13 protein-coding genes are annotated in these 16,384 nt (G+C 64.2%); 1 reads left to right on the plus strand and 12 read right to left on the minus strand.

Annotation, left to right across the window (positions count from 1 at the left end; genetic code table 11):
• Window positions 1-10 precede the first annotated feature (10 nt).
• The 11 genes from B8V81_RS23785 to lspA all read right to left on the minus strand — a co-directional run bounded on the left by B8V81_RS23785 (window position 11) and on the right by lspA (window position 14,896).
• Window positions 11-1,504, minus strand: a complete 1,494-nt coding sequence (locus B8V81_RS23785) for a malate:quinone oxidoreductase (protein WP_101809323.1) — start codon at window positions 1,502-1,504, stop codon at window positions 11-13.
• Between the two features lie 1,205 nt (window positions 1,505-2,709).
• A complete protein-coding gene (gene pyrE / locus B8V81_RS23790) occupies window positions 2,710-3,351 on the minus strand; it encodes an orotate phosphoribosyltransferase (RefSeq protein ID WP_028596982.1) in 642 nt (213 codons plus the stop codon).
• A gap of 2 nt (window positions 3,352-3,353) precedes the next feature.
• Window positions 3,354-4,100, minus strand: a complete 747-nt coding sequence (gene pyrF, locus B8V81_RS23795; RefSeq protein WP_101809324.1) for an orotidine-5'-phosphate decarboxylase — start codon at window positions 4,098-4,100, stop codon at window positions 3,354-3,356.
• A gap of 141 nt (window positions 4,101-4,241) precedes the next feature.
• Window positions 4,242-7,454, minus strand: coding sequence for a carbamoyl-phosphate synthase large subunit (gene carB / locus B8V81_RS23800; protein WP_028596984.1), 3,213 nt, complete (start codon window positions 7,452-7,454; stop codon window positions 4,242-4,244).
• Complete coding sequence (locus B8V81_RS23805) at window positions 7,441-8,586, minus strand: carbamoyl phosphate synthase small subunit (RefSeq protein ID WP_101809325.1); 1,146 nt, start codon at window positions 8,584-8,586, stop codon at window positions 7,441-7,443. Before B8V81_RS23805 ends, carB begins: the two co-directional genes overlap by 14 nt.
• Before the next feature lie 12 nt (window positions 8,587-8,598).
• Window positions 8,599-9,897, minus strand: coding sequence for a dihydroorotase (locus B8V81_RS23810; RefSeq protein ID WP_101809326.1), 1,299 nt, complete (start codon window positions 9,895-9,897; stop codon window positions 8,599-8,601).
• 84 nt (window positions 9,898-9,981) lie between these two features.
• Window positions 9,982-10,884 (minus strand): aspartate carbamoyltransferase catalytic subunit, encoded by a 903-nt coding sequence (locus tag B8V81_RS23815; RefSeq protein ID WP_425320493.1) that lies wholly within the window; start codon window positions 10,882-10,884, stop codon window positions 9,982-9,984.
• A 5-nt stretch (window positions 10,885-10,889) separates the two neighbouring features.
• Entirely contained in the window at window positions 10,890-11,450 is a 561-nt protein-coding gene (gene pyrR, locus B8V81_RS23820; protein WP_101809327.1) for a bifunctional pyr operon transcriptional regulator/uracil phosphoribosyltransferase PyrR, read from the minus strand.
• Between the two features lie 480 nt (window positions 11,451-11,930).
• Window positions 11,931-13,166: an LL-diaminopimelate aminotransferase gene (locus B8V81_RS23825; RefSeq protein ID WP_101809328.1), complete on the minus strand. Its 1,236-nt coding sequence runs from the start codon at window positions 13,164-13,166 to the stop codon at window positions 11,931-11,933.
• 224 nt (window positions 13,167-13,390) lie between these two features.
• Window positions 13,391-14,356, minus strand: coding sequence for an RluA family pseudouridine synthase (locus tag B8V81_RS23830; RefSeq protein ID WP_028596990.1), 966 nt, complete (start codon window positions 14,354-14,356; stop codon window positions 13,391-13,393).
• A 9-nt stretch (window positions 14,357-14,365) separates the two neighbouring features.
• On the minus strand, window positions 14,366-14,896 hold the full coding sequence (gene lspA, locus B8V81_RS23835; RefSeq protein ID WP_028596991.1) for a signal peptidase II: 531 nt from the start codon (window positions 14,894-14,896) through the stop codon (window positions 14,366-14,368).
• Between the two features lie 291 nt (window positions 14,897-15,187).
• On the opposite strand from lspA, the gene B8V81_RS23840 reads away from it, so the two are divergent.
• On the plus strand, window positions 15,188-15,889 hold the full coding sequence (locus B8V81_RS23840; protein ID WP_043110735.1) for a TraR/DksA C4-type zinc finger protein: 702 nt from the start codon (window positions 15,188-15,190) through the stop codon (window positions 15,887-15,889).
• Between the two features lie 10 nt (window positions 15,890-15,899).
• Here B8V81_RS23840 and B8V81_RS23845 read toward each other — a convergent pair whose 3' ends face one another.
• Window positions 15,900-16,229, minus strand: a complete 330-nt coding sequence (locus B8V81_RS23845; RefSeq protein ID WP_028596992.1) for a DUF5665 domain-containing protein — start codon at window positions 16,227-16,229, stop codon at window positions 15,900-15,902.
• Window positions 16,230-16,384 lie beyond the last annotated feature (155 nt).

Consider the following 16,384-nt stretch of genomic DNA (forward strand, 5'->3'; position numbering starts at 1 on the left):
GGAAGACAGCTTATTTGGCTGGATGCAGTTCCTTGAGCTGGAGCGCCTTGGCCGTAGAGGCCTCGATCTGCGCGATCAGCTGCGGGTGCTGGAGAAGCTTGAGGCCGTAGGAAGGGATCATTTGCTTGATCTTCGGCTCCCATGCCTTGAGCTGCTGCGGGAAGCATTTTTCAATGACCTCCAGCATGACGGAAACCGCAGTCGATGCTCCCGGCGAGGCGCCAAGCAGCGCCGCGATCGAGCCGTCGGCCGCGCTTACGACTTCCGTACCGAATTGCAGGATGCCTTTGCCCGCCGGCGTATCCTTGATGACCTGCACGCGCTGGCCGGCTACGACGAGCTCCCAGTCCTCGCTCTTGGCTTCCGGAACGAACTCGCGCAGCGCGTTCATCCGCTGCTCCTTGGACAGCGACAGCTCCTTGAGCAGGTACTTCACGAGCGGCACGTTCTTGGCGCCGGAAGCGAGCATCGTCACCAGGTTGTTCGGCTTGACGGACGTGATCAGATCGAGCATCGAGCCGTTCTTGAGAAACTTCGGCGAGAAGCCGGCGAAAGGTCCGAAGAACAGCATTTCCTTGCCCTCGATATAACGCTTGTCAAGATGAGGCACGGACATCGGCGGCGCGCCGACGGCGGCCTTGCCGTACACCTTGGCGTGATGCCGGGAGACGACCTCCGGATTTTGGCATACCATGAAGATGCCGCTGATCGGGAAGCCGCCGATGGCACGTCCTTCTGGAATGCCGGACTTCTGCAGCAGATGCAGGCTGCCGCCGCCGCCGCCGAGGAAGACGAACTTGGCGTTATGGCGTTCGACCGCTCCTCGGCCGTCGCGCACCTTGATCTCCCAGCTGCCGTCGCCGGCACGCTTCACGTCGTCGACCTGATGGTTGTAGCGGACATCGACGCCTTGCCTTTGCAGATGGGCGAACAGCATGCGCGTTAAAGCGCCAAAGTTGACGTCCGTTCCGGAGTCGATCTTCGTCGCCGCAATCGGCTCGTCGACCTTGCGTCCGTCCATGATGAGCGGAATCCACTGCTTGAGCTGGTCGGGACGGTCGGAATACTCCATGCCCCGGAACAGCGGGTTGTCCTTGAGCGCTTCGTGGCGCTTGCGGAGGAAGTTGACGTTGTTCTGCCCGAACACGAGGCTCATATGCGGCAGCGCCTTGATGAACTCCTGAGGATGCTGGATAAGTCCGCTTGCCGCCAGATGCGCCCAGAACTGCTTGGATACCTGGAATTCCTCGTTGACCTTGACCGCCTTGCTGATGTCGATCGAGCCGTCGGCCTTCTCGGTCGTGTAGTTGAGCTCGCACAGGGAGGAGTGGCCCGTACCGGCATTGTTCCATTCGTTCGAGCTTTCCTCGCCTGCCGAGGCGAGCTTTTCGAACACTTTGATGCTCCAGTCCGGCGCAAGCTCCTTCAGCAAGGCGCCAAGGGTGGCGCTCATGATGCCGGCGCCGATCAAGATCACGTCAGTTGCAGGTTGTCGATTGCTCAATGTTATCGGTCCTTACCCATGAATTTTTTAAAGCCGGATCGACTCGGATCCACAATCACTCCCTCTAGTATAGCACGATTCGACGGCGCTTTGTAATGACCGCTCGAGTCCTATCTTCGCTTGTCGGAGCGCGGACACCGGGACCGATCCGCTTCGCGGAGCGGGGACTCGTTCCGATCTTCCTAGAGCCCAGATTCCTCTGATTCCATTCTCCAGCAGGGGTGGAACCCGGCCTCCAAGGGACCCGCGGCCGCTTCTTCGCGAGTCTCCCGTCCGCTTCGCTCCTGGTCCTGGCATATTGCTCTCGCTTCGCGTATGTTGCACGGTTCCGCGCCTGTTGCAACAAGAGCAGCATCTTACCTCTGCATTCAGATGCGCAACCAGACCGCTCCACCAACCGCCCCTGAACTTCCAGCTCCACAGCCGCACCGAGTTGCTCGATTTTTCCGCGCAGCTCGCTCCGTTTCTCCCCACGGACACCTGAGTTACTCGGTTTTTCCGCGCAACTCGCTCCGTTTCTCCCCACGGACACCCGAGTTACTCGGTTTTTCCGCGCAACTCGCCCCGTTTCTCCCCCGGGCACCCGAGTTGCTCGGTTTTTCCGTGCAACTCGTTCCGTTTCTCCCCCTGGACGCCCGAGTTACTCGGTTTTTCCGCGCAACTCGTTCCGTTTCTCCCCCTGGACGCCCGAGTTACTCGGTTTTTCCGCGCAGCTCGCCTATGTAATTGGTCGAGCAGGGCTGGGATGGTTTGTGCAGGCAGCTTTGACTGCTTGCTGGCTTGGTCTGTTTTAAGGCCAGTTTGTTGCGGCCGTGCGAAGCGCTGCCGTCTCCCCGCATTCGGGAGACGGCCCTCCCCCCTAATAAGAAGGGGGAGGGAGCAAGCTTGCGGGGCGAGGCAGAGCGGAGCGAGACGATGCCTTTCGGAGAAGCGGCAGCGGTCCTCTTGGAAGACGGATGGCCTCCGAATAGGAGGTCGGGAAATCAGGGCATCCGGCTTCCAGTGGAATCGGAGAAAGGCTCGGCTCGCGCAGCGGGCTTCTTGCCCTACCGGGGCTGCTTCTCCGGGTCTGGTTCTCCGGCTTCACCGGAGAAAGGCTCAGCCCGCGCAGCGGCCCTCCTGCCCAAACAGCGAAAAGGACGGTCGGCCTCATGCGCCGTCCCGCCCTCTATCGCTCTGCCTCGGCGCGAGGCCGATCTCGCCGCCTACTTGCCGTAGCTGGCCGGGTCCTCTCGCCACGCCTGCAGCGACGCGAGCTGCCCGCTCTGCACGATGCCGCGCTCGGCCGCCACGTCGATCAGCGCCGAGTAGCCCGACAGCGTGCGCAGCGGCACGCCCGCCTCCGCGAAAGCCTTCTCGGCGCTCGCGAACTGATACGAGAAGATGGCGACGACCGCCAGCACCTCGCCGCCCGCCTCGGCGACCGCCTGCGCCGCCTTGATCGAGCTGCCGCCGGTCGAGATCAGATCCTCGATGACGACGACCTTCTGCCCCGCGGCGATGCGGCCTTCGATCTGGTTCTGCTTGCCGTGGCCCTTGGCCTTGTCGCGGATGTAGGCCATCGGCAGGTTCAGCTTCTGCGCGACCCAGGCGGCATGCGGGATGCCCGCCGTCGCCGTGCCGGCGATGACGTCGGCGTCCGGATAGCTCTCGCGAATGACCGCGGCAAAGCCCTCCGCCACAAGGTCGCGGATATCCGGGTAGGACATCGTCAGCCGGTTGTCGCAGTAGATCGGCGACTTCAGCCCGCTCGTCCAGGTGAACGGCTCCTCCGGCCGCAGCGCGACCGCTCCGATGTCCAGCAGCTTGGCCGCGATCTCGCGCGGAAGGCTTTCGACTTGAAGCATGCTCATGCTTGGATCAGCTCCTCGATCATGGATTCAATGGCGGCGCGCGGATCGGCCGCCCGGGTGATCGGCCGTCCGATCACCATATAGTCGGTGCCGGCGCGAAGCGCGTCCTGCGGCGTCATGATGCGCGTCTGGTCGCCGACATCGGCGCCGGCCGGACGGATGCCCGGCGTGACCGTCTGGAACGTCGGCCCGCAGGCGTCCTTGACGAGCTGCACCTCATGCGGCGAGGCGACGACGCCGTCGAGGCCGGACGCGATCGCGAGCAGCGCGTAGCGGGCGACCGCCTCCTCGACCGTGCCGGGGATGCCGATCTCGTCGTTGAGCACCTCCTCGCTCGTGCTCGTCAGCTGCGTGACGGCGATGACCGTCGGGCGCGGCAGCGAAGGATCGGCGGCGAGCGCCTCCTCGACGCCGTCCATCGCCGCCTCCATCATGTCGCGGCCACCGGCGGCATGCACGTTGAACATGTCGACGCCGAGCCTTGCGATGCTGCTCGCGCCGCCTTTGACGGTGTTGGGAATATCATGCATCTTCACGTCGAGGAACACGCGGTAGCCGCGCTCCTTGAGCCGGCGGACGAAGTCCGGTCCGGCGGCGTAGAAGAGCTGCATGCCGACCTTCATGTAGCAGGGGATGCCTTGGAGCTGCTCCAGCAGCTGCTCGGCGGAGGCTGCGTCCGGGTAATCCAGCGCCACCATCACCTTGGCTGCCGCCTGCTCGCGGCTCAGGGCCGTTGTGCTCATCGCTTGCTCCTCCTTATGATCGATCTGTTCGGTCGACTGGGCATAGAGAAAGGCCATCCGCCAGAAGCGCGCCGCCGGCAGCGCCTAGGAAGGCGGTGCTGGAGACGGCGCGCTCATCGGCGCTGGCCGTGCTTCATCGGATTATTGCAGGACCGGCATCGGGTTCGAGCTGAAGTTGATCGTCTGCAGCATGTTCAGCAGCGCCCGCACCGTATCGAGCGACGTCATGCAGACGACGCCGTTCTCGACCGCCTCGCGGCGGATGCGGAAGCCGTCGCGCTCCGGCGTCTTGCCCTTGGTCAGCGTGTTGAAGACGAACTGCGCCTGGCCGCTGCGGATCAGGTCGAGGATGTTCGGCGAGCCTTCGCTCAGCTTGTTGACGCGCTGCACGACGATGCCCTCGGCCTCGAGCGCGGCGGCCGTGCCGCCGGTCGCGATGATTTTGTAGCCGATCGCATAGAAGCCCTTCAGCAGCTCAAGCGCCTCTCCCTTGTCCTTGTCGGACACGGTCGCTACGATGGAGCCTTGCAGCGGAATCTTCATGCCGGCGCCGATCAGTCCCTTGTACAGCGCCTTGGCGTACTGCTCGTCGCGGCCCATGACCTCGCCCGTCGACTTCATCTCCGGCGTCAGCGTCGGATCGACGCGGCGCAGCTTGGCGAAGCTGAACACCGGCACCTTGACGCTGACGAACTTGTCCTCCGGCCAGAGGCCGTCGACATGGCCGAGCTCGGCCAGCTTCGTGCCGAGGATGGCGCGCGTCGCCAGGTTCGCCATCGGCAGGCCCGTCACCTTGCTGAGGAACGGCACCGTGCGCGAGGAGCGCGGGTTGACCTCGATGACGTACGCCTTGTCGTTATGGATGACGAACTGGATGTTGACCAGGCCGACCACCTTCAGCGCCTTGGCGATCTTGATTGTGATGTCGATGATCTGCTCCTTGATGTCCGCGGACAGCGACTGCGGCGGGTACACCGCGATGGAGTCGCCGGAGTGCACGCCCGCGCGCTCGACATGCTCCATGATGCCCGGGATGACGACCGTCTCGCCGTCGCAGATCGCGTCGACCTCGGCTTCCCTGCCGAGCATGTAGCGGTCGATCAGCACCGGATGCTCCGGATTGATCTTGACCGCCTCGGCCATGTAGCCGACCAGCTCCTCGTCGGAGTAGACGATCTCCATCGCGCGGCCGCCGAGGACGTAAGACGGACGCACGAGCACCGGGTAGCTGAGGCGGTTCGCCGTGACGATCGCCTCCTCGAGGTTCGTCACCGTGCTGCCTTCCGGCTGCGCGATGTCGAGGCCGCGCAGCAGCGCCTCAAACTTCTTGCGGTCCTCGGCGGTGTCGATGCTCTCGAGGCTGGAGCCGAGGATGCGCACGCCCGCCTTCGCCAGCGGAGCCGCGAGGTTGATCGCCGTCTGGCCGCCGAACTGCACGATGACGCCGATCGGCTGCTCCTGCTCGATGACGTTCAGCACGTCCTCCAGGAACAGCGGCTCGAAGTAGAGCCGGTCGGAGGTGCTGAAGTCGGTCGATACCGTCTCCGGGTTGTTGTTGATGATGACGGCTTCGTAGCCGGCGTTCTGGATCGCCCAGACGGCATGCACGGTCGAGTAGTCGAACTCGATGCCCTGGCCGATGCGGATCGGGCCGGAGCCGAGCACGAGCACCTTCTGCTTGTCCGTCTCGGTCACTTCGTTCTCCACCTCGTAGGTGGAGTAGTAGTACGGCGTGCTCGCCTCGAACTCGGCGGCGCAGGTGTCGACCATCTTGTAGACCGGACGCAGCCCCTGCTCCAGGCGGAACGTGCGCACCGCATGCTCGTCCGTCAGCGTCTGCTGGCTGCCCTCGCGGCGCAGCTCGGCGATGGAGCGGTCGGAGAAGCCGCGGCGCTTGGCCGCGTAGAGCAGCTCCTTGGTCAGGCCGGGAGCGCGGCGCAGCTCGTCCTCGAAGGCGACGATGCTCTCGATCTTGTCGAGGAACCACCAGTCGACCTTGGTCAGGTCCTGGATGTCGGCGAGCGTCCAGCCGCGGCGGAACGCCTCGGCGATCAGGAACATGCGCTCGTCGTCCGGCTTGGCCAGGCGCGTGCGGAGCGTCTCGTCGCCCAGCTCATGCGCGTCCTTGAGATGGAAGCGATGCGTGCCGATCTCCAGCGAGCGGATCGCCTTGTGCATCGACTCCTCGAACGTGCGGCCGATCGCCATCACTTCGCCGGTCGCCTTCATCTGTGTGCCGAGCTTGCGGTTGGCGCCCGTGAACTTGTCGAACGGCCAGCGCGGAATTTTGGACACGATGTAGTCGAGCGTCGGCTCGAAGCAGGCATACGTCTGGCCCGTGACCGGGTTGACGATCTCGTCGAGCGTGTAGCCGACGGCGATCTTCGCGGCCATCTTGGCGATCGGGTAGCCCGTCGCCTTGGAGGCGAGCGCCGAGGAGCGGCTGACGCGCGGGTTGACCTCGATGACATAGTATTGGAAGCTGAACGGATCCAGCGCGAACTGCACGTTGCAGCCGCCCTCGATGTTCAGGGCGCGGATGATCTTGAGCGAGGCGGAGCGCAGCATCTGGTACTCGCGGTCCGACAGCGTCTGGCTCGGCGCCACGACGATCGAGTCGCCGGTGTGCACGCCGACCGGATCGAAGTTCTCCATGTTGCAGACGACGATGCAGTTGTCGTTCGCGTCGCGCATGACCTCGTACTCGACTTCCTTCATGCCGGCGATCGACTTCTCGATCAGGCACTGGCCGATCGGGCTGTAGCGGATGCCGGAGGCGACCGTCTCCAGCAGCTCGGCCTCGGTCGCGCAGATGCCGCCGCCCGTGCCGCCGAGCGTATACGCCGGGCGAACGATGATCGGGTAGCCGATCTCATTGGCAAAATCGACCGCTTCCTCGACCGTCGTGACGATGACGCTCTCCGGCACCGGCTGCTCCAGCTCGCGCATGAGCTCGCGGAACAGATCGCGGTCCTCGGCTTTCTCGATCGCCGTCAGCTGCGTGCCGAGCAGCTGCACGTTCTCGCGCTCGAGCACGCCGGCGCGCGCCAGCTCGACCGCCATGTTGAGGCCGGTCTGGCCTCCGAGCGTCGGCAGCAGGCCGTCCGGACGCTCCTGGCGGATGATCTGGGAGACGAAGTCGAGCGTGATCGGCTCGATGTACACTTTGTCGGCCATGTTCGTATCGGTCATGATCGTCGCCGGGTTGCTGTTGATGAGGACGACCTCGTAGCCCTCTTCCTTCAGCGCCTGGCAAGCCTGCGTGCCGGCATAGTCGAACTCGGCGGCCTGGCCGATGACGATCGGGCCGGAGCCGATGACGAGGATCTTCTTGAGCAGGTTATTTCTGGGCATACAGCAGCTCTCCTTTGGACGCTTCCGACAGCTGGGCTTGACGCGGCTTGGAAGGGTTAGTGCGGCGATGGGTGCGGATCAGCTCCAGGAATTCGTCGAACAGGTAGCTGGAATCGAACGGCCCCGGGGCCGCCTCCGGATGGTATTGGACCGAGAAGGCCGGATGCTCGTTATGCTTCAGCCCTTCGACCGTCTTGTCGTTGTTGTTGATATGGGTCACGGTCAGCTCGGTGCCGGCGATGCTGGACTCCGGCACGGTGTAGCCGTGGTTCTGGCTCGTAATGTAGCAGCGTCCCGTGGAAAGCTCCTTGACCGGGTGGTTGCCGCCGCGATGGCCGAACTTGAGCTTCTCCGTATCCGCGCCGCAAGCGAGCGCGAACAGCTGGTGGCCGAGGCAGATGCCGAAGATCGGGTATTCGCCGAGCAGCTCGCGGATCGTCGCGACCGCATGCGGCACGTCCTGCGGGTCGCCAGGGCCGTTGGACAGCTGGATGCCGTCCGGATTGAGGCGGCGGATCGTCTCCGCGGACGTGTCATGCGGCACGACGACGACGTCGCAGCCGCGCTTGGTCAGCTCGCGCAGGATGCCGGTCTTGGCGCCGTAGTCGATCAGCACGATGCGCTCGCCGAAGCCCGGGCTCGTGAACACCTGCTTCGTCGACGTGCGGGCGACCTGGTCGCGCAGCAGCGGCGTGCCGGTCAGCTGCTCGACGATCGCCTCGACGCGCTCGCTGCCGGTCGTGATGACGCCGCGCATCGTGCCGAAGTGGCGCAGCTTGCGGGTCAGCATGCGCGTGTCGATCTCGCTGATCGCCGGGATGCCGTGCTCCTTGAGCAGCCAGTCCAGCGACACCTGGGCGCGCCAGTTGCTCGGGATCGGCTCGTGGCGGCGTACGGCGAAGCCGTGGATGAACGGCGCCACCGTCTCGAAATCGTCGCGGGTGATGCCGTAGTTCCCGATCAGCGGATACGTCATGGTGACGATCTGTCCGCAGTACGACGGATCGGAGAGCACCTCCTGGTAGCCGGTAATGCCGGTGTTGAATACGACCTCGCCGGGCTTGAACGTCTCGGCGCCGAACGACTGGCCCGCAAATACGGTTCCATCCTCAAGAATCAGTCTCGCTTGCATCCGTATCACTCCTTATGCGCTTTGGTGGGACCAGACGACGCTGCCGGCGACGACGGTGGCTTCGGGCCATCCGTAGAGCTTCCAGCCGCCGAAAGGCGTGTTGCTGCTTTTGGAAAGGAAGGCAGAGGGATCGACCTCGCGCTTCTCCTCCAGCTCGACGACGGTAAGATCCGCCGGAGCTCCGACTTCCAGCCGCCCCGAGTCGAGGCGGAAGACGGAAGCGGGAATTCGGGTCATGCGGTTCAGCAGGAAGCCGAGCGACCATTTGCCCGTGCGGACGAAGGCGGTGTACAGCAGCGGGAACGCCGTCTCGAAGCCGACGATGCCGAACGGCGCGAGCTGCATGCCGCGGGCTTTTTCCTCGGCGCTGTGCGGGGCGTGGTCGGTGACGATCATGTCGATCGTGCCGTCCTCGAGGCCTTGGATGACCGCCTCGACATCGCGCGGCGTGCGCAGCGGCGGGTTCATCTTCCAGTTGGAATCCATGCCGGGGATGTCCTCGTCGCTCAGCACCAGATGATGCGGGCACACCTCGGCGGTGATGCGGACTCCGACCGACTTGGCGAGCCGGATCAGGCGCACCGACTGCTCGGTGCTCACGTGGCAGACGTGGTAATGGACGCCGGTCGATTCCGCCAGCAGCGCGTCGCGGCCGACATGGATCGCCTCGGACTCGTTCGGGATGCCCTTGATGCCGTTGTCGCGGGCGAACTTGCCCTCGGAGACGTACAGCCCTTCGACGAGGCTGTCATCCTCGCAGTGAGCGATGATCGGCATGTCGAGCGACTGCGCCAGCCCCATCGCGTCCTTCATCGTCTGCGCGCGCTGCACGCCGACGCCGTCGTCGGTGAAGCCGATCGCGCCGGCCGCCTTCAGCGCCGCGAAGTCGGTCAGCTCGCGGCCGAGCTGGTTTTTGGAGATGGCCGCGTAGGGCAGCACCTTCACGCCGTTTCCTTGCTCGCGGGCTTTGTCGATCACATAGCGCACCGTCTCCGGCGTGTCGATCGAAGGCCGCGTGTTCGGCATGCAGGCGATCGTGGTGAAGCCGCCCGCCGCCGCCGAGGCGGTGCCGGTGACGATATCCTCCTTGTGCTCGAAGCCCGGGTCGCGCAGATGCACGTGCATGTCGATGAAGCCCGCCGAGACCAGCCTTCCTCGCGCGTCCAGCACGCCCTCGCCTGCCGCCGCCGGCGCGTCGCCGGCCTTGATCTCGGCGATCCGGCCGTCCTCGATGCGGATATGCCTCGTCTCCAGCTCGCCGCTCTCCTCGTTCCAGATCCGTCCGTTCACGATCCATTCCACAGCTGCCATTGCTTGATCCGTCCCCTTTCGCAGCGAATGCCGCCTTGCCTGCCTGCTTCCGTCGTCCTTGCTTCCTGGCGGCGCTCGCCGCCTCTATCCTCTCAGCGCCCGTTCGATGACGGCCATGCGCACCGGCACGCCGTTCTGCATCTGCGGGAAAATTCTCGACTGCGGATGCTCGACCAGATCGCCGTCGATCTCGACGTCGCGGTTGACCGGCGCCGGATGCATGATGATCGCATGCGGCGCGAGGCGCGCCGCCCGTTCCGCCGTCAGACCGTACTGCTCGCGGTACTCTTCCGCGGAGCGGAGCATGCCGCCCTCATGCCGCTCGAGCTGCACGCGCAGCATCATGACGACGTCGGCTTCGAGCGCTTCTTCCATGCTCACGTAGGCCACATCCAGCTCGTTCTCGCGCATGTTTTCCGGCGCGCAGAAGCGCACCTGCGCTCCGAACTGCTTCAGCCCCCAGTAGTTGGAGCGGGCCACCCGGCTGTGCTTGATGTCGCCGATGATCGAGACGCGCAGCCCCGAAAGCGGTCCGAACTGCTGCCGCATCGTGTACAGGTCGAGCAGCGCCTGCGTCGGATGCTCGTTGTTGCCGTCTCCTGCGTTGATGAGCGGCACCTGGATGCGCTCCGCGAGCTCCTCGAGCACTCCGGCCGGCTTGAGCCGGATGATGCCGGCGTCGATGCCCATCGACTCCAGCGTCCGCACCGTGTCGTAGATCGACTCGCCCTTCTGCACGCTCGATTCCGCCGCCGAGAAGTTCAGCACCTCGGCTCCGAGCCGCTTTTCCGCCACCTCGAAGCTGAACCGCGTGCGCGTGCTGTTCTCGAAGAACATGTTGGCGACGAAGCTTCCCGCGAGCACGGGCTGCACCTTCTGCTCCTGCCGCTCCCAGTGGGCCGCGCGCGAGAGGATCGACTCCAGCTCCTCGCGCCCCATCCCTTTCAAGCCAAGCAGGCTTTTTTGCCGCAGCTGCAATGCCGTCATCCTGATCATCCTCCCTGTCTTTCCGTGATGGTGACGTTGTCTTCTCCATCCACTTCCTGAAGGGAGACGCGGATGCTCTCCTGCTTGGAGGTCGGCACGTTTTTGCCCACATAATCCGGCCGGATCGGCAGCTCTCGGTGGCCGCGGTCGAGCAGCACGGCCAGCTGGATCGACTGCGGACGTCCCTGATCCATCAAGGCGTCCATCGCCGCGCGGATCGTCCGGCCCGTGTAGAGCACGTCGTCGACCAGGATGACGCGCTTGTCGTGGACCGGGACCGGCTGGCCTCCGGCATCGGGCACCGCGATGGCTCCCCGCTGGCCGTCCGGCGAGCGGTCGTCGCGGTAGCCGGTGATGTCCAGCTCGCCGCAAGCGACAGGCGTTCCCTCGATCTCGCGGATCTGCTCGGCGAGGCGGCGGGCCAGGTAGACGCCGCGAGTCCGGATGCCGACCAGCACGCAGCCTTCGATGCCTTTGTTCTTTTCGACGATCTCATGGGCGATCCGGGTCAGGCCTCTCCGTATGGCGGTATCGTCCATGATGGCGCGCTTCTCGCCTTCTGACATGGGTGATCGAGCTCCTTCAGCGTCCGGCCGCAGCCGCTGCGCATGGGTAGTGTACGGCTTTATCCTCCCTCGGCAGGGCAAAAAAAATCTCCCTGCTGAACGCTCAGCAAGGAGAGGGAAAGAAGCATGTGCCGTCTTGAAGAAGAGCAAGCGGGCGGATCCCTCTCCGGCGGCGGGCAGGCGCAAGGACGCGCCGAGCCGGCCGCGCGGAGGCAAGGACTCCGAGCTGGCTGACAAGCTTCATCGACGACGGCACATATCACGCTACCTTGCCAGCCTCTCTGGACTGAGTTAAAGGTACTGCCGTTATCGGATACGATTATCCCATGCGAGGCCGATGAAGTCAACCCCGACCCTGTTCCTTGGTTGTGCTGCATTAATATTCAATTGGCTGAATAATAATAACACCTTCTCCCGGAAAGGGCAATGGTCGGGCAAAGAAAAAGCCGGTCCGCTTGGCGGACCGGCTGTCGAATCGGCTTACAGGCTGAGGCCGCGGATGCGCTCCACAGCTTTTTCGGTGTTCTCGCGGCTGCCGAACGCCGTCAGGCGGAAGTAGCCTTGGCCGCTGCGGCCGAAGCCGACGCCCGGCGTGCCGACGATGTTCGCCTCGGACAGCAGCTTGTCGAAGAACGCCCACGAATCGAGGCCCTTCGGCGTCTTGAGCCAAATGTACGGCGCGTTGACGCCGCCGAATACGTCCAGCCCAAGCGACGCAAGGCCGTCGCGGATGATGCCGGCATTGGTCATGTAGTAGTCGACGAGGCCGCGGATCTGCTCCTTGCCCTCCGGCGAGTAGATCGCTTCCGCGCCGCGCTGGGTCACGTAGGAGACGCCATTGAACTTGGTCGTGTGGCGGCGGTTCCACAGGTCGTTGATGACGACGGAATTGCCGTCCTTGTCGAGGCCCTTCAGCTCGCGCGGCACGACCGTGTAGGCGCAGCGGACGCCGGTGAAGCCGGCCGTCTTGGAGAAGCTGCGGAACTCGATCGCGACCTCGCGCGCTCCCTCGACTTCATAGATGCTGTGCGGCACGTCGGCTTCGGTGATGAACGACTCGTACGCCGAGTCGAACAGGATGAGGCAGTTGTTCTCGCGAGCATAGTCGACCCATACTTTGAGCTCGTCCTTCGTGAGCGTCATGCCGGTCGGATTGTTCGGGTAGCACAGGTAAATGAGGTCGACCTTGCGGTCCGGCAGCGACGGCTTGAAGCCGTTCTCAGCCGTGCAGTCGAGGTAGACGATGTTCTCGTAGCGGCCGAGCTCGCTGTTGAACGAACCCGAGCGGCCCGCCATGACGTTGGTGTCGACGTAGACCGGATAGACCGGATCCTGGACGGCGACGACGGCATCCTGGCTGAAGATCTCCTGGATGTTGCCGACGTCGCACTTGGAGCCGTCGCTGACGAACACTTCGTTGGCGGCGATGTCGACGCCGCGCGCCTTGTAGTCGTTCTCGATGATCGCCTGGATGAGGAAGTCGTAGCCCTGCTCCGGACCGTAGCCGCGGAAGCTGCCCGGCACGGCCAGCTCGTCGACGGCGGCGTGCATCGCCTTGGTGACGGCTTCCGGCAGGCCGCGCGTCACGTCGCCGATGCCGAGGCTGATGATCTCGGCCTGCGGGTTGTCCTGAATGAACTTCGTGCGCCGCTTGGCGATTTCCGAGAACAGGTAGCTGCCTTGCAGGTTCAAATAGTTGGAATTGATCGAGGTCATGGGATCGGATCCCCTTTCGTTTTCATGAATGGACCCGGGAGCGGAAGGCCGCGCCCGGGTCGTGGAGGTCTCATGCTGGCACGGCCGCTCCCGGAGGGGAGCGGCGCGCGAGTGCAGCCTGTTTCAGCATAGCGCAAGGCGCTTGCCGTGCTAATGGAACATTGCGCGAAAAATTTGCATTTTTCGCATCGTCCGCAATGCCCGAAGCGCCGGCGCAGCTGCCGCTAGCGGTTCCGCAAGCTCGTCAGCACATGCTGCATGTCGTCCGGGATCGGCGCCTCGAACTCGAGCCGCTCGCCCGTGCGCGGATGGGTGAAGCCGAGCGCCGCCGCATGGAGCGCTTGTCCTCCCAGCGCGACGGTCTTGTTGCGCCCATAGACCGGATCGCCCGCGAGCGGATGGCCGATGTACTTGAGGTGGACGCGGATCTGATGGGTCCGGCCCGTCTCCAGCTGCAGCTCGACCAGCGTATAGTCGCCGATCCGCTCGATCACCTGGAAATGCGTCACCGCATGCTTGCTGCCTTTGGTGGTGACCGTGAACATCTTGCGGTCCTTTTCGTCCCGTCCGATCGGCGCGTCGATCGTGCCGATGTCATGATGCAGGTTGTCGTGCACGAGCGCGACATACTTGCGCGTCACGCTATGCTCCTTGAGCTGCTCGGCGAGCGACAGATGGGCCAGATCGTTTTTGGCCGCCATGAGCAGGCCGGACGTGTCCTTGTCGATGCGATGCACGATGCCCGGACGGAGCACGCCGTTGATGCCCGACAGGTCGCGGCAATGATGCATGAGCGCGTTCACGACCGTGCCGCCGGAGTGGCCCGGCGCCGGATGCACGACCATGCCCCGCGGCTTGTTGATGACGATGACGTCGGAGTCCTCGTACACGATGTCGAGCGGGATGTCCTCCGGCACGATCGCCGCGTCCTCCGGCTCCGGCACCGTCACGGAGAGCGAGTCGCCTGCGGAGAGCTTGTAGTTCGCCTTGACGGCGCGGCCTCCGACCGATGCGGCGCCGGACGCGATCCAGTCCTGGACCTGCGTGCGCGAGATGGCGGGATCGGCGAGCTGGTCGGTAATGAACTTGTCGATGCGCTGTCCCGCCTGCTCCGGCGCGATCGTCCATTCGAGCTGCCGTTCGTCGTCTTGCTCGACGACATGTTCAAGCGGGTTGTTTTGGAATGTCATAAGGCGAAGTCAGTCCTCTGTATGCAATATTTCCTTCGGCTGCTCCGGGTCGCGGCCTTCCTTGGCCGCCGCCCGCGCGCGGCGGTCCTCCCGCAGCGTGTCGATGATGATCATGATGACGCCGATCGTGATCGCCGAATCGGCGATGTTGAACACCGCGAACGAATAGGAGCCGAAATTGAAGGATAGGAAGTCGACGACATGCCCGTAGAGCAGCCGGTCGATAAAGTTGCCGAGCGCTCCGCCGAGCACGAGGCCCAGCGCGGTCAGCAGCCAGACGTTGCCGGATCGGCGCTGCTGGTGGATGTACCAGGCGATGCCCGCCGCGACGATCGGCGTGATGATGAGGAAGAACAGTTGTTTCCCCTCCAGCATGCTGAAGGCCGCTCCCGTGTTGCGGATGGAGGTGATGATGAAGAAATCTCCGATGACTTTGATCTGCTCGTAGAGCTCGAGCCGGTTCATGATGATGATTTTGGTGATCTGGTCGAGCAAGATGGCGGCCAGCGCCACCACGTATGAATACCCCTTGACCTTCAAGCTTTTCCCTCCTCGTCCGTCTCATTGTAGCATAACCGTTCCGGGCGGAGCCAGCGCTCAGGCATGCCTGGCAGCAGGCTTCAGGACAGCTTCGAGGCAAGCGTTGGAGCCGGTGCCGGGACGGCGATAAGGACGGATTCGGGACGGCGCGGCGCCGGCCCGCAAGCCATTGGCCGGAGGCTCCTCGCTTCCAGAGAACCCCATCTGTAATCCGGCTGCAAGTCGTCCACACTAACAGCAGCAATTCCAGTCCCCTCGCAGCCTGCGCGGCTGCCGAAAGGTGTGTGCGACATGACTCATTCCCCAGCTCTCATCGGGCGGTTGAAGCAAAGGCTGCTCCGGCAGCGCGAGGAGCTGATCCGCCGCGACGTGGAGTCCGATCACGACGGCTTGCAGGAGTCGCTGCGCGACGAGACCGGCGAGCTCAGCACGATCGACAACCACCCTGCGGACATAGCGACGGAAATGTTCGAGCGCGGCAAGGATATCGCGCTTCAGGAGCAGATGGACCTGCATCGCGAGCGCATAGATGCCGCCCTGGCGGCGATGATCGACGGCAGCTACGGCCGCTGCGCGGTCTGCGGCGAAGACATTCCGGAAAAGCGGCTGTCGGCGCTTCCCGATACGCTTTATTGCATCCAGCATTCCCCGCGGCAGCATGTGTCCCACCGCCGTCCGGCCGAGGAGGCGGTGCTGCGTCCTCCGTTCGGCGATTCCGACCGCGACGGCAAGGACGATCCCGGATTCGACGGCGAGGATGCGTGGCAGACCGTCGAGCACTGGGGCACGTCGACCTCTCCGGCCATGGACGAGATGCCGGGAGACAGCTACCAGAGCATCGGCATCGAGTCCGACGAGAATGTCGGCTACGTCGAAGACATCGAAAGCTTCCTTGCGACAGACATGACCGGCCGCCATGTGAGCGTCGTGCGCAACCGCGAGTACAAGAACTACATGGACAGCGGCCGGGGAGAAGAGCTGCCGTCCGACTGATCCGCCTCGTTCAATACTGCTTGCCCTCCAGCTGGATCTGCACGATGCGCACGAGGTCGGCGATGTAGTCGCCGATGATCGGCAGGTTGAGCTGTCCGAGCGCCTGCAGCAGATACAGGATCGCGGTCGTGAAGAAGGCGATGCCGATCGCGTAGCCGACGCCGCGCGAGACGCCTGCGACCAGATTCCGGCGGATGAGCTTCCACGGCCGATTGAGCAGATCGACGTATTCGGCCATCTGGGACCGCTCCAGATCGGCGGCGATCTTCTCCAGCCGATCCTGGAGCAGGCTGATCCGCTCCTGCTCGCTCGCCTTGTTCCTCCGATGCTCTTCGCCCATGCCGCTCCTCCTTCCGTATGTTCAGGCTCAAGAATTCCCCGCTAGTATGTCCCGGAAAATGCTGGCGGATTCCACAGGAAAAGGCTCCTTTCTCCCGTCCGGGAGAAAGGAGCCTTTTTGTCCGTCCATCCTGCCGCTGACGCGACGCCTGGCCT

Origin of the sequence: Paenibacillus pasadenensis, assembly GCF_002864175.1 — a bacterium.
GTDB lineage: Bacteria > Bacillota > Bacilli > Paenibacillales > Paenibacillaceae > Paenibacillus_O > Paenibacillus_O pasadenensis.